Annotated in this window: 17 protein-coding genes; 10 read left to right on the top strand and 7 right to left on the bottom strand. The window is 61.6% G+C overall.

Annotation, left to right across the window (positions count from 1 at the left end):
- Positions 1-122: 122 nt before the first annotated feature.
- Positions 123-623: an MgtC/SapB family protein gene (locus tag J3P94_RS10990; protein WP_434573314.1), complete on the top strand. Its 501-nt coding sequence runs from the start codon at positions 123-125 to the stop codon at positions 621-623.
- 140 nt (positions 624-763) lie between these two features.
- Here the strand turns inward: J3P94_RS10990 and J3P94_RS10995 are convergent, their stop codons facing one another.
- Positions 764-928 carry a hypothetical protein gene (locus J3P94_RS10995; protein WP_434573316.1) on the bottom strand — a complete coding sequence of 55 codons (165 nt, stop codon included), beginning with the start codon at positions 926-928 and terminating at the stop codon, positions 764-766.
- A gap of 209 nt (positions 929-1,137) precedes the next feature.
- Between J3P94_RS10995 and J3P94_RS11000 the strand changes: the two genes are divergently transcribed.
- From J3P94_RS11000 to glgB, 3 genes are all read left to right on the top strand, one after another.
- Entirely contained in the window at positions 1,138-3,135 is a 1,998-nt protein-coding gene (locus tag J3P94_RS11000; RefSeq protein ID WP_434573318.1) for an alpha-1,4-glucan--maltose-1-phosphate maltosyltransferase, read from the top strand.
- Between the two features lie 172 nt (positions 3,136-3,307).
- Complete coding sequence (treS, locus tag J3P94_RS11005) at positions 3,308-6,652, top strand: maltose alpha-D-glucosyltransferase (protein ID WP_434573320.1); 3,345 nt, start codon at positions 3,308-3,310, stop codon at positions 6,650-6,652.
- 11 nt (positions 6,653-6,663) lie between these two features.
- Positions 6,664-8,898: a 1,4-alpha-glucan branching protein GlgB gene (glgB, locus tag J3P94_RS11010; RefSeq protein WP_434573322.1), complete on the top strand. Its 2,235-nt coding sequence runs from the start codon at positions 6,664-6,666 to the stop codon at positions 8,896-8,898.
- Between the two features lie 151 nt (positions 8,899-9,049).
- Here the strand turns inward: glgB and gudD are convergent, their stop codons facing one another.
- Entirely contained in the window at positions 9,050-10,393 is a 1,344-nt protein-coding gene (gudD, locus tag J3P94_RS11015) for a glucarate dehydratase (protein WP_434573323.1), read from the bottom strand.
- Positions 10,394-10,423: 30 nt separating this feature from the next.
- Positions 10,424-11,770, bottom strand: a complete 1,347-nt coding sequence (locus tag J3P94_RS11020; protein ID WP_434573325.1) for an MFS transporter — start codon at positions 11,768-11,770, stop codon at positions 10,424-10,426.
- Positions 11,771-12,098: 328 nt separating this feature from the next.
- On the opposite strand from J3P94_RS11020, the gene J3P94_RS11025 reads away from it, so the two are divergent.
- Positions 12,099-12,812, top strand: coding sequence for a FadR/GntR family transcriptional regulator (locus J3P94_RS11025; protein WP_434573326.1), 714 nt, complete (start codon positions 12,099-12,101; stop codon positions 12,810-12,812).
- Positions 12,813-13,181: 369 nt separating this feature from the next.
- On the opposite strand, the gene J3P94_RS11030 is transcribed toward J3P94_RS11025, so the two are convergent.
- From J3P94_RS11030 to J3P94_RS11040, 3 genes are read right to left on the bottom strand one after another with little or no spacing between them, the layout of a single operon-like run.
- Complete coding sequence (locus J3P94_RS11030) at positions 13,182-14,363, bottom strand: acetyl-CoA C-acetyltransferase (RefSeq protein ID WP_434573327.1); 1,182 nt, start codon at positions 14,361-14,363, stop codon at positions 13,182-13,184.
- A gap of 11 nt (positions 14,364-14,374) precedes the next feature.
- Positions 14,375-15,040, bottom strand: coding sequence for a CoA transferase subunit B (locus J3P94_RS11035; protein ID WP_003180355.1), 666 nt, complete (start codon positions 15,038-15,040; stop codon positions 14,375-14,377).
- 35 nt (positions 15,041-15,075) lie between these two features.
- Positions 15,076-15,774, bottom strand: a complete 699-nt coding sequence (locus J3P94_RS11040; protein ID WP_434573329.1) for a CoA transferase subunit A — start codon at positions 15,772-15,774, stop codon at positions 15,076-15,078.
- A gap of 167 nt (positions 15,775-15,941) precedes the next feature.
- Between J3P94_RS11040 and J3P94_RS11045 the strand changes: the two genes are divergently transcribed.
- Positions 15,942-16,844, top strand: a complete 903-nt coding sequence (locus tag J3P94_RS11045; protein ID WP_434573330.1) for a LysR substrate-binding domain-containing protein — start codon at positions 15,942-15,944, stop codon at positions 16,842-16,844.
- 111 nt (positions 16,845-16,955) lie between these two features.
- Here the strand turns inward: J3P94_RS11045 and J3P94_RS11050 are convergent, their stop codons facing one another.
- Entirely contained in the window at positions 16,956-17,783 is an 828-nt protein-coding gene (locus J3P94_RS11050; protein WP_434573332.1) for an NAD-dependent protein deacetylase, read from the bottom strand.
- 180 nt (positions 17,784-17,963) lie between these two features.
- Here J3P94_RS11050 and J3P94_RS11055 point away from each other — a divergent pair, with 180 nt between their 5' ends.
- From J3P94_RS11055 to J3P94_RS11070, 4 genes are all read left to right on the top strand, one after another.
- The gene (locus J3P94_RS11055; RefSeq protein ID WP_305500226.1) at positions 17,964-18,473 is read left to right on the top strand and encodes a ferritin-like domain-containing protein; all 510 of its coding nucleotides are present in this window, start codon (positions 17,964-17,966) and stop codon (positions 18,471-18,473) included.
- Between the two features lie 67 nt (positions 18,474-18,540).
- Positions 18,541-18,810 (top strand): hypothetical protein, encoded by a 270-nt coding sequence (locus J3P94_RS11060; protein ID WP_434573334.1) that lies wholly within the window; start codon positions 18,541-18,543, stop codon positions 18,808-18,810.
- Positions 18,811-18,836: 26 nt separating this feature from the next.
- Entirely contained in the window at positions 18,837-19,085 is a 249-nt protein-coding gene (locus J3P94_RS11065; protein WP_434573335.1) for a metallothionein, read from the top strand.
- A 510-nt stretch (positions 19,086-19,595) separates the two neighbouring features.
- The gene (locus tag J3P94_RS11070) at positions 19,596-19,973 is read left to right on the top strand and encodes a general stress protein (protein ID WP_039589227.1); all 378 of its coding nucleotides are present in this window, start codon (positions 19,596-19,598) and stop codon (positions 19,971-19,973) included.
- Positions 19,974-20,141: the final 168 nt, after the last annotated feature.

Here is a 20,141-nt window from a genome sequence, read left to right on the forward strand (position 1 = left end):
CTTCAATGTATGAACGTTAGGTGGCGTGCCGCCGGCAGGGTTCGTTGCGGCTGATCAGCGGTCGGTCGCACGTCTCGCATCGCTTGTGGTCCATCATTTATCGAGTGAAGAGAGGAAGGTCCATGGAATCGTGGTGGGATGAAGTCTGGATAACCCTGCAAGCTGAATTCGCCGACATCACCGATACCGAGCAGATGACACGGGTGACGGTGCGCCTGGTAATGGCTGCACTGCTGGGGGGCATCCTGGGGTTCGAGCGTGAGCACAAGGGCAAGGCCGCCGGCGTGCGCACCCATATGCTGGTGGCGCTGGGCGCCGCGCTGTTCGTGTTGGTGCCGCAGATGTCCGGCTCCCAGGCCGACGCGATGAGCCGGGTGATTCAGGGCGTCGTCGCTGGCATCGGCTTCCTCGGCGCCGGCACCATCCTGAAAAACGACAATGGCGACGAAAGCCACGTAAAAGGCCTGACCACCGCCGCCGGCCTGTGGATGACCGCCGCCATCGGCGTTGCCGCCGGATTGGGCCGGGAAGCGACAGCGTTGCTCAGTACGGTGCTGGCGCTGGCGATTTTCAGTGTGATGCCGATGATTGTTCGCGCGTTGGAAAAAGACGAAAAGTTGTAACCATTCGCCGGACTGGGCATGGGAATTCTGTGGGAGCGAGCCTGCTCGCGAAGGCGGAGTAATCAGCCCCACCTATGCTGACGGACACACCGCTTTCGCGAGCAGGCTCGCTCCCACAGGTTTATCACTGATCTGTCGAGTCAAACCCGCTCCGGCGGCGCCTCGCTCGGCGGATCTCCCAAAGGCGGTTGCGGGTCCAGCGGTGGGTCCTTCTCTGGAATCGGCTCGGGATCCGGACCGGGTGGCGGCAGGGTTGGGTCGTCGATGTTCGGATCGGGTGTTTCGGCCGGGATGGGAATGGTCATTCGATCGGGCCTCCGGGGTGGATGTGGCTTGAGTCGTGCTTGTCTGGTTGACCATGGTCCGACGGGTTTGATTCCCCGGTGCCGGCCAGTAAATCGTGCTGAACTTTTGGTCGCCGGTCCGGTTCGGAGCTTAAGTGAGTTAAATCAGGGACCCATTGGGCCTTTACCGCCACAAGTGCGTCCATGGGGCGTAGAAGGAGCGATGCTCGATGACTGCCGAACAGCCAAATGACCTGGCGTACAACCCGCATCTGCCGTTGTCCCAGGCGTTGTTATTGCCACGTATTGCAATTGAAAACACCATGCCGGTGATCGATGGCGGGCAGTTTGCCGCCAAGGCCCTGGCGGGGCAGGACGTGACGGTGACCAGCAAGGTGTTTGCCGATGGCCACGATAAGTTGGCTGTGCGGATCCGCTGGCGGGCGCTGGAAGACGATATCTGGAACAGCGAAGTGATGACCGAGCTGGGCAACAACAGCTGGCGCGGTCAATTTAACGTACCGGCCGTCGGCCGCTACGTGTTTTGCATCGAGGCCTGGTTTGATCAGTTCGCCAGCTTCCGCTACGAGCTGGAAAAAAAATTCGCCGCCGGGGTCCCCATCAGCCTGGAGCTGCAGGAAGGGCGCAATCATGTGCAACAGGCTGCCGAGCGCAGCGATGGGGAATTGAGCGAACAGCTGGCCGAGTTGCACCAGCAGCTTTCGAGCCTGTTGCCGGAAGAACAGGTCGCCCTGTTCCTTGAACCACGCAGCGCGGACCTGATGTCGCTGGCCGACCATCGGCCTTACCTGAGCATCAGTCCCGAATATCCGCTGGACGTGGAGCGCGAACGGGCCGAGTTCGCAAGCTGGTATGAGTTGTTCCCTCGCTCGATCACCGATGATCCCAGCCGCCACGGCACGTTCAACGACGTGCATTCGCGCCTGGCGGTGATCCAGGACATGGGCTTCGACGTGCTGTACTTCCCGCCGATCCACCCGATCGGGCGCAGTTTCCGCAAAGGTCCGAACAACTCCCTGACCGCCGGCCCCGACGATCCGGGCAGCCCTTACGCCATTGGCAGCGAGGAGGGCGGGCACGAGGCGATTCACCCGCAGTTGGGCACTCGCGAGGATTTCCGCCGCCTGGTGGCCGCCGCAGCCGATCACGGCCTGGAAATCGCCCTCGACTTCGCCATCCAGTGTTCCCAGGACCACCCCTGGCTCAAGCAGCATCCGGGCTGGTTCAGCTGGCGGCCGGACGGCACGATCAAATACGCGGAGAACCCGCCGAAAAAATACCAGGACATCGTCAACGTCGATTTCTACGCCGCCGATGCGATACCGAGCCTGTGGACCGAACTGCGTGACATCGTGGTGGGCTGGGTCAACGAGGGCGTGAAGATATTCCGCGTCGACAATCCCCACACCAAGCCGTTGCCGTTCTGGCAGTGGCTGATCGCCGATGTGCGTGCGCAGTACCCAGACGTGATGTTCCTGGCGGAAGCCTTCACCACGCCGGCGATGATGGCGCGGCTGGGCAAGGTCGGTTATTCCCAGAGCTACACCTATTTCACCTGGCGCAACACCAAGGCCGAACTGGCGACCTATTTCACCGAGCTCAATGAGTCGCCCTTGCGCGAATGCTATCGGCCGAATTTTTTCGTCAATACACCGGATATCAACCCGGCGTTCCTCCACGAGTCGGGGCGCGCCGGTTTTCTGATTCGCGCCGCGCTGGCGACCATGGGGTCGGGCCTGTGGGGCATGTATTCGGGCTTCGAGCTTTGCGAATCAGCAGCGGTGCCAGGCAAGGAGGAATACCTCGATTCGGAGAAGTACGAAATCCGGCCACGGGATTTCACCGCGCCGGGCAACATCATCGCCGAGATCGCTCAGCTCAACCGTATCCGCCGCCAGAACCCGGCGCTGCATACGCACCTGGGCCTGAAGATCTACAACGCCTGGAACGACAACATCCTGTACTTCGGCAAGCGCACGCGGGATGGCAGCAACTTCATCCTGGTGGCGGTAAGCCTCGATCCGCGCAATGTCCAGGAAGCCAATTTTGAGTTGCCGTTGTGGGAGATGGGCCTGCCGGACGATGCCCAGACCCAGGGCGAGGATTTGATGAACGGCCACCGCTGGACCTGGTACGGCAAGTACCAGTTCATGCGGATTGACCCGGCATACCAACCGTTCGGGATCTGGCGGATCAGCGTGGCGTGAGGTGTAAGCGATTTCAGTGATCGCTCTTGTGGCGAGGGAGCTTGCTCCCGCTCGGCTGCGCAGCAGTCGTGATCTCAGAGGGCCGCTACGCAGCCCAGCGGGAGCAAGCTCCCTCGCCACGTAGATATCGCCAGCCAGTCCAGCGGTTCTATCGAATTTTCAGGAGTTGCAAATGGCCAAGAAACCCCGGTCTGCCACCTTTATCAACGACCCGCTCTGGTACAAGGACGCGGTCATCTATCAGGTCCACGTCAAATCCTATTTCGACTCCAACAACGACGGGATCGGCGACTTTCCCGGGCTGATCGAGAAGCTGGACTACATTGCCGACCTGGGCGTCAACACCATCTGGCTGCTGCCGTTCTATCCTTCGCCCCGGCGCGATGACGGTTATGACATCGCCGAGTACCGTGGCGTCAGCCCCGACTACGGCACCATGGCCGATGCGCGGCGCTTCATTGCCGAGGCCCACAAGCGCAACCTGCGGGTCATCACCGAGCTGGTCATCAACCACACCTCGGACCAGCACCCCTGGTTCCAGCGCGCGCGCAAGGCCAAGAAGGGCTCGAAGGCGCGGGACTTCTACGTCTGGTCGGATGACGATCACAAGTACGACGGCACGCGGATCATTTTCCTCGATACCGAGAAGTCCAACTGGACCTGGGATCCGGTGGCCGGCCAGTACTTCTGGCACCGCTTCTATTCTCACCAGCCGGACCTCAACTTCGACAACCCGCAGGTCATCAAGGCCGTGCTGTCGGTGATGCGCTACTGGCTCGACATGGGCATCGATGGCCTGCGCCTGGACGCGATTCCGTACCTGATCGAGCGCGACGGCACCAACAACGAGAATCTGCCCGAGACCCATGATGTCCTCAAGTTGATCCGCGCCGAGATCGACGCCAATTACCCCGACCGCATGCTGCTGGCCGAGGCCAATCAGTGGCCGGAAGACACCCAGCTGTATTTTGGCGATGTCGACGCTCAAGGCCTCAATGGCGACGAATGCCACATGGCGTTTCACTTTCCGCTGATGCCGCGCATGTACATGGCGCTGGCCCAGGAGGATCGTTTCCCGATCACTGACATCCTGCGCCAGACTCCAGAGATTCCAGCCAATTGCCAATGGGCGATTTTCTTGCGCAACCACGATGAGCTGACCCTGGAAATGGTCACCGACAAGGAGCGCGACTACCTGTGGAATTACTACGCGGCCGATCGCCGGGCGCGGATCAACCTGGGCATTCGCCGTCGCCTGGCGCCGCTGATGGAGCGCGACCGGCGCCGCGTGGAATTGCTCAACAGCTTGCTGCTGTCGATGCCCGGTACGCCGACTTTGTACTACGGCGATGAAATCGGCATGGGCGACAACATCTACCTCGGTGACCGCGATGGCGTGCGCACGCCGATGCAGTGGTCCATCGACCGCAACGGCGGTTTCTCCCGCGCCGACCCGGCGAGCCTGGTGCTGCCGCCGATCATGGATCCGCAGTACGGCTACCTCTCGGTGAACGTCGAGACCCAGGCCGGCGACCCGCATTCGCTGCTCAACTGGACCCGTCGGATGCTCGCGGTGCGCAAGCAGTCCAAGGCCTTCGGCCGGGGCACGCTGAAAATGCTGTCGCCGAGTAACCGCCGGATCCTTGCCTACACCCGTGAATACACCGGCCCGGATGGCAAGCATGAAATCATCCTCTGCGTGGCCAACGTTTCACGTAGCGCCCAGGCGGCGGAGCTGGACCTCTCGGCCTATGCCGGCATGGTCCCGGTGGAGATGCTCGGGGGTAATGCCTTCCCGCCCATCGGCCAGTTGAATTTCCTCCTGACCCTGGCACCGTACGGCTTCTACTGGTTCGCCCTGGCGGCGGAAAACCAGATGCCGAGCTGGCATGTGGAACCTGCCCAGAGCCTGCCGGACTTCACCACGCTGGTACTGAAAAAGCGCTTGGAAGAATTGCTTGAGGCGCCGTCACGCACGACGTTGGAGCAGAGCATTCTGCCAAGCTGGCTGCAGAATCGTCGCTGGTTCGCCGGCAAGGACAGCGCCATCGAGAAAGTCGACATCGTCTATGGCGTGCGCTTCGGTGATCCGCAACGGCCTGTGCTGTTGAGCGAAATCGACGTGACCAGTGCCGGTCAGACGCTGCGCTATCAACTGCCATTCGGTCTGTTGGCCGAGGACCAAGTGGGCCCGGCGCTGCCCCAGCAACTGGCCTTGTCGCGGGTCCGCCGGGGGCGTCAGGTCGGGCTGATTACCGATGCGTTCACCTTGGAGAGCTTCGTGCGAGCCGTGATGCAAGGCATCCAGGCCAACACCGTATTGCCGTGCGCCGATGGCGAGTTGCGTTTTGAACCCACCGCAGGCCTGGCGGCGCTGAACCTTGGCGCCGAGCCGGAGGTGCGCTACCTGTCCGCCGAGCAGTCCAACAGTTCGGTGGTGGTTGGCGGCAGCCTGGTGCTCAAGCTGATCCGCAAGGTTGCGTCGGGCGTGCACCCGGAACTGGAGATGAGTGCTTACCTGACCGCTGCCGGCTTCAGCAATATTTCGCCGCTGCTGGGTTCGGTGATTCGCCGCGACGCGAGGGGCGAGGATGCGCTGCTGATGATCGCCCAGGGTTACCTGAGCAATCAGGGTGATGCGTGGGAATGGACCCAGAACAACCTCGAGCGCGCCTTGCGCGACGAACTGGCGGACGCGGTGTCCGAACAGGAACAGCACTACAACGCCCTGGGCGAGCTGAAGGACTTCGCCGGCATGCTCGGCCAGCGCCTGGGGGAAATGCACAAGGTGCTCGCCCAGCCTACCGACAACCCGGACTTCGCGCCGCAGGCCACCAGCGCCAAAGAGGCCCAGGCGATCGGCAAGGACGTCGTCGCCCAGGTGGAAAACGCCTTGCGTCTGCTCAAGCAGAACCAGGGGCAATTGAACCCGGCGGACCAAGCCATGGTCGCACGCTTGCTGGAACACAGGAAAACCGTGCTGGCCCATGTCCAGGAGCTGGCCGGCAAGGCCGCCGGTGGCTTGCGTATCCGGGTGCATGGCGACCTGCACCTGGGGCAGGTGCTGGTGATCAAGGGCGACGCCTACCTGATCGACTTCGAGGGTGAGCCGGCGCGGCCGTTGCATGAGCGGCGTGGCAAGCACAGCCCGTACAAGGACGTCAGCGGCGTGCTGCGTTCCTTCGATTACGCGGCAGCGATGGCGGTCCAACTGCACACCGTGGACACCACGGCCGACGCCGATGCGGCGCGCAAACGGGTCGCCGACCGTTATTTGATTGAGGCCCGCCAGGCATTTGTCGAGGCGTATCGGCTGGCGGCAGCTAGTCTTGCCCATGAATGGAAGGATGCTGAAGGCGAGGACGCCGCGCTGGCGTTGTTCGGCCTGGAGAAGGCGGCCTATGAAGTGGCTTATGAAGCCGAGAATCGCCCCGCCTGGCTGCCCGTGCCGTTGCACGGTCTGTACGGGCTGTTGAGTGGGCTGCAACCCTTTTCCGATTTAGCCGGACCGATTTAGTGGAGAGAATCATGAGCGTCTCGAACAAGGAAACCCAGGGGCAGGCCAAAGAGGCATTGCTGCCGGCCCCCCACGACATCGACGCGCTGGTGCGCGCCGAACACCACGACCCGTTCTCGATCCTGGGCCCGCATGGCGACGGGGCGGGCGGGCAATTCATCCGCGCGTACCTGCCCGGTGCGTTGAGCGTGCATGTGCTGGCCCGTGACGGCGGCGAGGAGCTGGGCGAATTGCAGGCTACCGAAACGCCAGGCCTGTTCGTCGGCCATTTCGACCGCGCACAGCCGTACCTGCTGCGCACCCGTTGGGCGGGCGGCGAGCAGGTTGCCGAAGACCCCTACAGCTTCGGCCCGCTGCTGGGGGAAATGGATCTTTACCTGTTCGCCGAGGGCAATCACCGCGACCTCAGCGCGTGCCTCGGTGCGCAACTGAAGACGGTCGATGGCGTCGACGGTGTGCGCTTCGCGGTCTGGGCGCCGAACGCGCGCCGTGTGTCGGTGGTGGGGGACTTCAACGTCTGGGACGGGCGCCGGCATCCAATGCGCATCCGTTATCCGTCCGGCGTGTGGGAGATCTTCATCCCGCGGCTCGGTCCGGGCGAAGGCTACAAATACGAAATCCTTGGCGCCCACGGTATCCTGCCGCTCAAGGCCGACCCGGTGGCCCTGGCCACCCAGATGCCGCCGGACACGGCATCCAAGGTCGCCGCGCCGTTGAAAATCGAGTGGCAGGACGACGAGTGGATGCAAAGCCGACGCGAGCGCCAGCTACCAGGCGCGCCGCTGTCGATCTACGAGTTGCACGCCGGTTCCTGGCAGTGCGAAATCGACGAGGCGGGGGAGGTTTCCCGGCAGTACAACTGGCATGAAATGGCCGAGCGGTTGATTCCCTACGTCAAGGACCTGGGCTTCACCCACATCGAACTGATGCCGATCATGGAACACCCGTTTGGCGGCTCGTGGGGCTATCAACCGCTGTCGCAATTTGCCCCAACCGCGCGTTTCGGTTCGCCCGATGATTTCGCCGCGTTCGTCAACGCCTGCCACCAGGCCAATATCGGCGTGATCCTCGACTGGGTGCCGGCGCATTTCCCGACCGATACCCACGGCCTGGCCCAGTTCGACGGGACCGCGCTGTATGAATACGGCAACCCGCTGGAAGGCTTCCACCAGGATTGGGACACGCTGATCTACAACCTCGGGCGCACGGAAGTCCATGGGTTCATGCTGGCCTCGGCGTTGCATTGGCTCAAGCATTTCCACGTCGACGGCCTTCGGGTGGATGCGGTGGCCTCGATGCTGTATCGCGACTATTCGCGCAAGGCCGGCGAGTGGGTACCCAATCGCCACGGCGGACGGGAGAACCTGGAAGCCATCGACTTCCTGCGCCACCTCAACGACGTGGTTGCACTGGAGACGCCCGGCGCGCTGGTGATCGCCGAGGAGTCCACGGCATGGCCGGGTGTCAGCCAGAGCACGCAACAGGGCGGCCTGGGTTTCGCCTACAAGTGGAACATGGGCTGGATGCACGATTCGCTGCATTACATCCAGCAGGACCCGGTGTACCGCGCTCATCACCACAACGAATTGAGCTTCGGCCTGGTTTACGCCTGGTCCGAGCGTTTTGTCTTGCCGATTTCCCATGACGAAGTGGTCCACGGCAAACGCTCGCTGATCGACAAGATGCCCGGTGACCGCTGGCAGAAGTTCGCCAACCTGCGCGCCTACCTGAGTTTCATGTGGGGCCATCCCGGCAAGAAACTGTTGTTCATGGGCTGCGAGTTTGGCCAATGGCGCGAATGGAACCACGACCAGCAATTGGACTGGTACCTCCTGCAGTACCCCGAGCACCGGGGCGTGCAGAAGCTGGTGAGCGACCTGAACCGGCTCTATCGCGAAGAACCGGCGCTGCATGACCAGGACGATGCGCCGCAAGGCTTCCAATGGCTGATCGGTGACGATGCGGTCAACAGTGTCTATGCATGGCTGCGCTGGAGCAAGGATGGCCGGCCGGTGCTGGTGGTGGCCAACTTCACGCCGGTGCCACGCGAGGCGTATCGGGTCGGCGTGCCGTTTGGCGGACGCTGGGTGGAATTGCTCAACAGCGACGCCGACACCTATGCCGGTTCCAACTATGGCAATGGCGGCGGCGCCTCCACCGAGGCGATCCCCAGCCATGGCCAGGCGCTGTCGCTGGAACTGAACCTGCCGCCGCTGGCGGTGCTGATCCTGCGACCGGAGGGGTAGGCCCGGATTCATTTGGATCACATTGATCCAATGTGGGAGCGAGCTTGCTCGCAATGGCGGTCAGTCAGTCACAAAAGTGCTGACAGACACTCCGCTATCGCGAGCAAGCTCGCTCCCACAGTATGTTGCTGAGCTAAAAGTCCTCAGCCTCTCAGCGAACCAGGCACGGCTGCTTGTTGTTGAATGTCCAGCCCGGGATCAGATACTGCATCGCCACCGAATCATCCCGCGCCCCAAGTCCCATGCCTTTGTACAACTCATGAGCCTTGGCCAACTGGTCCATGTCCAGCTCGATCCCCAGCCCTGGTTTCTTCGGCACCTGCACGCAGCCACCGCGGATCTGCAAGGGCGCCTTGGTCAGCCGTTGGCCGTCCTGCCAGATCCAGTGAGTGTCGATGGCGGTGATGTCGCCCGGCGCGGCAGCCGCGACGTGGGTGAACATCGCCAGGGAAATATCGAAGTGGTTGTTGGAGTGAGAGCCCCAGGTCAGGCCCCATTCATTGCACATCTGCGCCACCCGCACCGAACCCTGCATCGTCCAGAAATGCGGGTCCGCCAAGGGAATGTCGACCGACTGCAACGTAATCGCGTGACCCATTTCGCGCCAGTCGGTGGCAATCATGTTGGTGGCGGTCTTGAGGCCTGTGGCGCGACGGAATTCGGCCATGACTTCACGACCCGAATAACCATTCTCGGCACCGCAAGGGTCTTCGGCATAGGCCAGCACCTTGTGCTGATCACGGCACAGGCGGATGGCCTCCTTGAGTGACCAGGCGCCGTTCGGGTCCAGGGTGATGCGCGCCTGGGGGAAACGCTCGGCCAACGCCGTCACCGCTTCGATCTCTTCATCGCCCCTGAGCACGCCGCCCTTGAGCTTGAAATCCTCGAAGCCATAGTGCGCGTGGGCCGCCTCGGCCAGACGTACCACCGCGTCAGCATCCAGGGCTTTTTCGTGGCGTACGCGGAACCAGTCATTTTCAGCCTGCGGTTCGCTGCGGTAGGGCAGGTCGGTCTGCTGGCGATCACCGACATAGAACAGGTAGCCGAGCATCTTCACTTCATCGCGCTGCTGGCCTTCGCCGAGCAGGGCGGCGACCGGCACATCCAGGTGCTGGCCGAGCAGGTCGAGCAACGCAGCTTCCAGGCCGGTGACGGCGTGGATGGTGATACGCAGGTCGAAGGTTTGCAGGCCGCGACCGCCGGCATCACGATCGGCAAAGGCCTGGCGTACGCTGTTGAGGATTTTCTGGTAGGTGCCGATGGGGCTGCCGACCACCAGTGAGCGAGCGTCTTCGAGGGTCTGGCGAATGCGCTCACCGCCGGGCACTTCGCCCACGCCAGTATGCCCTGCGTTGTCCTTGAGAATCACGATGTTGCGGGTGAAAAACGGGCCATGGGCACCGCTGAGGTTGAGCAACATGCCGTCGTGGCCAGCCACGGGCACTACTTGCATGCTGGTGATGATCGGGGCTTTGCTGGTTTCTGGAGTAGTCATCGTGTACGGATCCTTGAGTTATTGTTGTGGTCAGGCGTGACTGGTAGCCGGGTCGGTGGAAGGCTTGAGGGTTATCGGCCTGGGCGTATTGCGCGCGGCAAACACGATGATCGCGGCGATGATCGATGTGGCCGCCAGGCCATAGAGCCCACCCTGGATCGAGCCGGTGTGCTGCTCAAGCAGGCCGAAAGTAGTCGGGGCGACGAATCCGCCGAGGTTGCCCACCGAGTTGATCAGTGCGATGACGCCGGCGGCGATCCGTGCGTCCAGGTAGGCCTGGGGGATCGGCCAGAACAGCGAAGAGGCGGACTTGAAACCCAGGGCGGCGAAGCAGATCGCAACGAAGGCGAAGATCGGCCCGCCAGAGGTGGACATGAACATGCCTGCCGCAGCGATCAACAGGGCAGCGGCAACCCAGGCCTGCTGGAACTTCCATTTGGCCGACAGCGAGGCGAAGGCGTACATGCCGACGATCGACAGCAACCAGGGAATCGAATTGAACAGCCCGACCTGAAGGTCGCTGAGCTCGCCCATCTTCTTGATGATGCTCGGCAGCCAGAAGGTCGCCGCGTAGATGGTCAGTTGGATAAAGAAATAGATCAGGCAGAACAGGATGATCTGGCGGTCCTTGAGCAATTGGCCGATCGACAGTTTGATCGGCGTCGCCGCTTCACGGGCCGCCTGTTCATCGTCGATGGCCTTGACCAGCGCATCCTGCTCGTCGCGACTGAGCCACTTGGCGTCGTGAGGCTTGGAGTCCAGCCAGAACCAGACGAACACACAGAGGCAGACCGAAAACATCCCCTCGATGAAGTACATCCACTGCCAGCCGTGCATGCCCAGGCCGTTGATCTGCAAAAGTAGCCCCGACAGCGGGCCGGATATCAGCGAAGCGATCGCCGAGCCGCTGAGGAAAATCGCGATGGCCTTGCCGCGCTCGACGCCGGGCAGCCACCGCGTGAAGTAGTAGATCACGCCGGGAAAGAAACCGGCTTCGGCCACACCCAGCAGGAAACGCAGGATGTAGAAGTGGGTTTCGTTCTGGATGAAGGCCATGCCTGCCGCCACCAGGCCCCAGGTGAGCATGATGCGGGTCAGCCAGATACGGGCGCCGATGCGTTGCAGGAGGATGTTGGACGGGACTTCGAACAGCGCGTAGCCGATGAAGAACAGGCCGGCGCCAAAACCATAGGCGGCTGCGCCGATGCCCAGGTCGTGCTCCATATGGGAACGGACGAAGCCGATGTTCACACGGTCGATGTAGTTGACGATGAACATGATGACGAACAGCGGCAGGATGTGGCGCTTGACCTTGGATATGGCCAAGGACAGCACCGGATCCGCGCCGGCATCTGCCTTGAGGCTGGATGAGTTCACTGGATTTTCTCCCACTGTTTATTTTTATGCGGGGCATCGTGCAGGTGCCGATGTTGATAGACATCATACAAGTTGATTTTTTTGTCTGACAAGCAGTTTTTGAGCACGATTGGATTGGTGCTGGGTCTTTTTTATGCTGTGTTTGTTGGCTTTGGTAAGGTTTTTGGCGGGGTGGTCCTGGCATTTAGCTGCCAAATGCCTGGTGAGCTTTGAGGATTGAACCAGTAGGCTACAGTCTGTTGTCATACAAGTTGGCTTGCATCGACAAACAACTCCGACGCGGCGGATGGTAGGATCGACGAGCCTGTTTTCAAGGAACCCGTGGCACATGCAGCAAGACACTCAATCGCCTCTGCGCAAGCGCACCCACAACCTGGCCCATGACCTGGTGGCGAAGTTGAGCCAGAGCATCCTGCTGGGGCAGTTGAAGCCCGGAGAGAAATTGCCGTCGGAGGGTGCTTTCGTGCGCGAGCATGGGGTCAGCCGCACGGTGGTGCGCGAGGCGATCTCCAAATTGCAGGCCTCGGGGTTGGTGGAGACTCGCCATGGCATCGGTACTTTTGTGCTGGAGCAGACGGGAGAGCAGGGGCTGAGGCTCAACGTCGATACGGCAGCGGGCGTGCGCGGGATTCTCGAATTGCGCCTGGGCCTGGAAACCCAGGCTGCGGCGCTGGCGGCCCAGCGCCGCAGTGAGGAGCAATTGCAGCAGATGCGCCAGGCGCTGGACGACTACCAGCGCTTGCTCAACAACAACGACAGCTGCGTCGAGGCTGACCGGCGTTTTCATTTGCTGATCGCTGAGGCCACGGACAACAGCTGTTTTGTCGAAATCATGCAGCACCTGGGCAGCGCGATGATCCCCCGCACCCGGGTGAACATGGCCGAACGCGGCCAGGCGGACCTGGGCAAGCTGGCGCAGTTTGCGAACCTGGAGCACGAGGCGATTTTCAACGCCATCAAGCGCCAGGACCCCGACGCCGCCCGCGCCGCCATGTGGCTGCACCTGACCAACAGCCGCGACCGGTTTGGCGCGGGGACCTGAAAGATCCGCGTCGCCTGGTCTGTCGCCTTCGCGAGCAGGCTCGCTCCCACATGGATCTTGGGTGTTATCGAGTTCCGCAGCTGCCACAGAACCTGTGTGGGAGCGAGCCCGCTCGCGAAGAGGCCGGCACATTCAGCATTGATGCAAACTGACCCACCGCCTTCGCGAGCAGGCTCGCTCCCACATTCGATCGCAGGCGCTGCCGAATTCGGCGCCATGGCGAATCCCCCGTGGCGAGGGAGCAAGCTCCCTCGCCACGGGGCCGGTGCAGGCAAAAAAAAACCGGCGCAACCAAAGTTGCGCCGGTCTGCTGCCAGTGGTCACGCGGATATCGTGGGTCCGCGCAGCCACCGTTTTGCCTGTTGCCGGTTACGCCCGCTCCAGCGCGAGAGCTACGCCCTGGCCACCGCCGATGCACAGTGTCGCGAGGCCTTTCCTGGCGTCGCGCTTGATCATTTCATGCAACAGCGTCACCAGCACCCGGCAACCCGATGCCCCGATCGGATGGCCCAGGGCAATGGCGCCGCCGTTGACGTTGACCTTGTCCATGTCCCATTGCAGTTCCTTGGCGACAGCCAGGGATTGGGCGGCGAAGGCTTCGTTGGCTTCGATCAGGTCAAGTTGATCCAGCGACCAGCCGGCCTTCTCCAGGCAGCGACGGGTGGCCGAGACCGGGCCGATGCCCATGATGGCCGGATCGACACCGGCGTTGGCGTAGCCACTGATTTTTGCCAATACCGGCAAGCCCAGCGCCTTGGCTTTTTCCGCGCTCATCAGGATCACGGCGGCGGCGCCATCGTTGAGCGAGGACGCATTGCCCGCAGTGACGCTGCCGTCTTTCTTGAAGGCCGGCTTGAGCTTGCCCAAGGATTCAGCGGTAGTACCGGCGCGAGGCTGCTCGTCAGTAGCAAAGGCCACCGGATCACCCTTGCGCTGGGGAATCAGGATCGGCGTGATCTCATCGGCGAAACGACCGCCTTCGATGGCGGCGACGGCTTTCTGTTGGGACGCCGCGGCGAAAGCATCCTGCGCCTCGCGGCTGATGCTGTATTTGTCCACCAGGTTCTCGGCGGTGATGCCCATGTGGTAATCGTTGAACGCGTCCCACAGGCCATCGGTGATCATGCTGTCGATCATCTTCGCGTGACCCATGCGCAAACCGGTGCGGGCCGCTGGCAACACGTACGGGGCCAGGCTCATGTTCTCCATGCCGCCGGCGATGATGACTTCGGCATCACCGCAGCGAATCGCCTGGGCGCCCAGGTGCAGCGCCTTGAGACCCGAGCCGCAGACCTTGTTCAGCGTCAGCGCAGGGACGGCATGGGGCAGGCCGGCGAGGATCGACGCCTGGCGCGCCGGGTTCTGTCCGGAACCAGCAGTCAATACCTGGCCGAGGATCACTTCATCGACCTGCTCGCCGGAAAGACCGGTCTGTTCCAGCAAGCGACGGATCACCGCGGCGCCAAGTTCCGGCGCGGGAATGGCAGCCAGCGAACCCTGGAAGCTGCCGATGGCGGTACGGGTAGCGGCGACAATCACGACTTCTTGCATCGAATCTCTCCTCACTGGGCAGCGAACTGCATTTCAGGTACGTGGTCCGGCACGATCAGCTTACCGGCGGTCTTGGCGACGATTTCCTCGACGCTGACGCCTGGGGCACGTTCCTTGAGAATAAAGGCGCCGTCCTGGATTTCCAGGTAGGCGAGGTCAGTCAGTACGCGCTTGATGCAACCGGCGCCGGTCAGCGGCAGGCTGCAGCGCGGCAGCAGTTTCGACTCACCGTCCTTGGACGCATGGGTCATGGTGACGATGATGTTCTCGGCACCGGCCACCAGGTCCATCGCGCCACCCATGCCCTTGACCAGCTTGCCGGGAATCATCCACGACGCGATGTTGCCCTCGACGTCGACTTCGAACGCGCCGAGTACGGTCAGGTCGATGTGGCCGCCACGGATCATGGCGAAGGATTCGGCCGAAGAAAAGATCGAAGCGCCGATGCGCGCGGTGACCGTCTGTTTGCCGGCGTTGATCATGTCCGCATCGACTTCGGCTTCGGTGGGGAACGCGCCCATGCCGAGCAAACCGTTTTCCGATTGCAGCATGACTTCCATGCCTTCGGGAATGTAGTTGGCGACCAGGGTCGGGATGCCGATGCCGAGGTTCACGTAGTAGCCGTCCTGCATTTCGCGGGCGACGCGCTGAGCCATTTGTTCGCGGGAAAGTGCCATGGTGTTATTCCTTCATTCGGGCCGGGGGCAGGGGATCACTTACGCACGGTGCGCTGTTCGATGCGCTTTTCGAACGTGCCGCAAATGACCCGGTCGACGTAGATGCCGGGCGTATGGATGTGCGCCGGGTCCAACTCGCCGGGCTCGACGATTTCCTCGACTTCGACCACGGTGATCTTGCCCGCCGTGGCGGCCAGCGGATTGAAGTTCTGCGCGGTATGGCGATAGACCACATTACCGAAATGATCGGCCTTCCAGCCTTTGACGATGGCAAAGTCACCGGTGATGGACTCTTCCATCAGGTACTGGCGGCCATGGAACTCACGCACTTCCTTGCCTTCGGCCACTGGCGTGCCGACGCCGGTGGCGGTGAAGAAGGCCGGGATGCCCGCGCCACCCGCACGCATTTTTTCCGCAAGGGTACCTTGGGGGGTGAGCACGACTTCGATTTCGCCACTCAACAGTTGCTGCTCGAACAGGGCGTTTTCGCCCACGTAGGAGGCGACTACCTTGCGGATCTGCCGGTCTTCCAGCAGCACGCCGAGGCCGAAACCGTCGACGCCGCAGTTGTTGGAAACCACGGTGAGATCGCGGGTGCCCTTGCGCTTGATCTCGGCGATCAGGTTTTCCGGGATACCACACAGGCCGAAGCCGCCGGCAATGACAGTCATGCCGTCCTTCAAGCCCTCAAGCGCTTCCTCATAGGAGCTCACGCGTTTGTCGAAACCTGCCATAGACACCTCTTTTATTCTTGAGTGGGGTCGCAATGAAATGCAGTGTTGCGCCAAGTCATATATTTGTTAAGTTGATTTTTACGTGGGATTGATTGATAAAACTCAATAGTTGCTGCCCTTCACTTGCAGCTTGGAACTCACTGCTTGCCGCTGGGAGCGCAGCGACCATGACCCTCAAGCAAATCCGCGCCTTCCTCGCCGTGGCCCAGAGCCTGAGCTTCGCCGTCGCCGGCGAGCGGCTACATCTGTCCCAATCGGCCCTGAGCCTGACGATCAAGGCCCTGGAGGAAGGGCTCGGCGGTCGCCTGTTCAGTCGTAACACCCGTAACGTGGCGTTGACTCCCGAAGGTGAATCACTGCTGCCATTGGCACGCCGCCTGGTGGCCGACTGGGAAAACGCCGAGGATGAAATGCGCCAGCGCTTCACCTTGCAGCGCGGCCGCGTGACGCTGGCGGCGATGCCCTCGTTTGCCGGCAACCTGCTGCCGCCGATCCTCAAGACCTTCCGCGCCCAGTTCCCGAATGTCAACGTCACGGTCAACGACGTGATCAACGAGCAGGTGCTGGAAATGGTCCGTGATCGTCACGTGGAACTGGGCGTTGCGTTCGAGCCGATGCAAAGTTCATCGCTGGCGTTCACGCCGTTGTACCTCGATCGCTTCGTCGCGGTGGTGCCGCTGGATTCGCCGCTGGCCAAGCTCGGCGAGATCCGTTGGCAAATGCTGCTGGAGCAGCCGTTCATCACCTTGCAACGACCCTCGACGGTAAGGGTGATGCTCGAAGAGCATCTGTACGCTCGCGGCATGAAATTGCCGGTCGAGTTTGAAAGTCATCAGTTGGCGACAGTCGGGCGGATGGTTGCCAGCGGCCTGGGCGTGAGCGCCGTACCGGCCCTGTGTGTCGGCCAGATGCACGAGCTGGGCGCTCGCTGCATCACCCTCAGCGATCCGGTAATAGAGCGGGCCATCGGCGTGCTGACCAAGCCGGGTCATGAATTGTCGGCGGCGGCGCAGGCGATGTTCGATACGCTCAGGGATCAGGATATGGGCATGCAGTTACCTTCGGCATAACCCAATCCCTGTGGGAGCGAGCTTGCTCGCGATAGCGGTGTGTCTGCCAACATTGATGCAACTGATCCAATGCTATCGCGAGCAAGCTCGCTCCCACAGTGGATGGCGGTGTTAGATCAGCAATGGCAACAAGTCTTCGCAAGCCACTTCAACCTTCAGATCCAACAGCTCATCGGCGCGGGTCTTGCCGCGGTTGATCGCCAGCAGCGGCTTGCCCTGATCCTTGATCGCCCGGCACAGGCGAAAGGCCGAATACGCCATCAGCGATGAACCCACCACCAGCAATCCATCCGCCTGCCCGACTGCCTCGGTGGCGCGAGTCGCGGTAGCGGCGGCGACGTTTTCACCAAAGAACACCACGTCGGGTTTCAAGCGTTCGCCATCGCAATGCGGGCAACGGGGGATTTGAAAGCGGGCCTCGAAGGCCGAGTCCAGCAAGGTATCGCCGTCGGGCGCTTGCACCGCATCGACACCGGCCAGGTACGGGTTCTGGTCCTCCATCAACAACTGGATCTGTTGCCGTTCGCTCGGCTGGCCGCAGTCCAGGCACAGCACCCGATGCAGGCTGCCGTGCAACTCGATGACATCGCGGCTCCCGGCCCGGTCATGCAAGGCGTCGACATTCTGGGTGATCAAGCCGCTGATGCGCGCCTGGCCCTGCAACGCCGCCAAGGCCTCATGAGCCTGGTTCGGCTGTGCTTGGCGCAAGCGTGGCCAGCCCAGCATCGCTCGCGCCCAGTAGCGCCGTCGCGCTTCTGGCCTAGCGAGGAACTCCTGGTACATCATCGGTTGCCTGCCCCGTCGCACGCCGTCGCTGTCCCGGTAATCGGGTATGCCGGACGGCGTGCTGATGCCCGCTCCGGTCAGCACCAGGAAGCGCCGCCCGGTCAGGTATTCGTGCAATTGTTCGACGGGGTCACGGTGTAGATCGTCGGGCATGGGTGTACTCCGCTGGCCTGGATTCCTTGAGGGTAGCATCGGCTTCGCCAAGCGCCTTTCGTCGCCCGCCGAAGGTGATTGTTCAAACTTTCCCGGCGCGCGCGACATCCACCTTATGTGCGGTATTTCAGCGCTCTCGCACTGCGGTGCGTCGATGAACACTGATTAAGGAGAAGGTAAATGGCAACCCCTAAAGAGAACCTGCTGGATTGGCTCAACGACGCTCATGCCATGGAACAGCAAGCGGAGAAAATGCTCAAGGCCCAGGCCGAGCGGCTGGAGCACTACCCGGTGCTCAAGGCGCGGATCGAACAGCACATCGAAGAGACGCTCGGCCAGCAGAAGCTGGTGGAACAATGCATCCAGCGCCTGGGCGGTAGCCCGTCGATGCTCAAGGACATGGCCGGCAAGCTGATGGCGTTCGGTCAAGCCATGGGTGGCATGGCGATGAGCGACGAAGTAGTCAAGGGCGCCATGAGTGGCTACGTCTTCGAGAACCTGGAAATTGCTTCGTACACGGTGCTGATCGAAGCGGCGAAAGTGGCTGGCGATGTGGAAACGCAAAAGGCCTGCGAGCAGATTCTGCCGCAGGAAATCGCCATGGCTGAATGGCTGCGCGATCATCTGCCGGAAATCACCCAGGCGTTCCTTGAGCGTTCGGCCAATCCGCATACCGAAGCCAAGCGCTGAGGTGCAATGCGAGGCGCGGCCCGGTTCGGCCGCGCCAAACCTGCCATCAACCGCAAAGAGGACAGGTATGAAGCAGACCACCGGTGAGGTTAGGGCCATCAATCGACAGAGTGCCAGGGTGGGCGTCTATGTGGCGGAAGAAGACGGCCATACGGTACTTGAGCTTGGGCCCGCCAATGATGTCGACATTGGCGATGTCATTGAATGGAACAGCGGAGCGGCCCTTGGCACGCAGACTTATCGCAACCTGACCAAAGGCTGGACCGACGAAGTGTATGTAGCGAAGCACGGCGTCGCGGCGGCCAACCTTGAAGTTCAATTACTGGTGGGATCCTGACGACACCGGTCCCCTGGAGGACAAACATGAGCGAACTGCAGTGTGGCTGCCCCGGCTGCCATTGCGAGGTAGATCCTGAACGGGTGTTCAATCATGTCGGCGAGGCCTATTGCAGCCAGGCCTGCGCGGAACAACACCCGAATGGAGAGCCATGTCCGGCGGCGGATTGTCATTGCGAACAAAGTGGCAAGGTCGGCGAGCGGGACATTACCAATAACCAACTGGATGAAGCGCTGGAGGAAACGTTCCCGGCCAGCGATCCGATTTCACCTTGAACATCGCTTTATCCGGGCATCGGCGACAGGGTGCCCGGACACCGCAAGCCGGTCAGTGCGGTGGTGCAAGACAACACCGGCAGCTCGCGAGTTTTGGCTTCCTGGAACGGCGCGCGGCCTGGGTGACGAGACCGGTGCAATGGGGTGCTGGCGCCATCCGGCCCTTGGCGGACAGCGTGGAAAGACACGCACTGTTTTTGAGGTTTGGAGTACGCCCCTGTGGGAGCGAGCCTGCTCGCGAATGCTATTTATCATTCGATATGAATGTTGAACTTCCTAACGCTTTCGCGAGCAGGCTCGCTCCTACATTGTTTGGTATTTGCTGTCGTTAATCGATCGCCGCTTGTTTGATAGCCAGTTTCAATACATACCAAGCGCAGCGGTATATAAATAAGACGATGACCGTTCGTCGCCGTTTGAAGAACTTTATTCAAACCTTGAACGGTTCAGGTTTTCCGAATAAGTACGAGCCAACGGGGTTCGCAAATAGCAACTAACGAGGTGAATGAAATGGCAAATACAGGCAATAACAACCCTGGCAATTTCGCTAACGATCGTGAGAAAGCATCGGAAGCCGGCAAGAAAGGCGGCCAGGCATCGGGTGGCAACTTCGCCAACGATCCGGAACGCGCAGCCGAGGCCGGCCGTAAGGGTGGCCATATGTCGGGTGGCAATTTTGCCAACGATCCGGAACGTGCCGCAGAGGCCGGCCGCAAAGGTGGTCAAGCCTCGGGTGGCAACTTTGCCAATGACCCTGAACGGGCTTCTGAAGCGGGCCGCAAAGGTGGCCAGGCGTCGGGTGGCAACTTTGCCAACGACCGGGAAAAAGCTTCCGAAGCCGGTAAGAAAGGCGGTGAAAACAGCCACGGTGGCGGTCGCAAATCGTAATGTCCCGTGGTCTCTGCAGGCCCCATGCCGTTGGCATGGGGTCTGTTCCGGCCACTATCGATTTAAATAGCGTCGGTCATGTCATGCCCGGCTCCGTTTGTTCACTTATATTGAGACGTGGATGAGTTTCTGTTGATTGAAACTACCATTCGTCTTCTGCCTTGAATA

The sequence above is a fragment of the Pseudomonas sp. Z3-8 genome (assembly GCF_051131975.1).
GTDB lineage: Bacteria > Pseudomonadota > Gammaproteobacteria > Pseudomonadales > Pseudomonadaceae > Aquipseudomonas.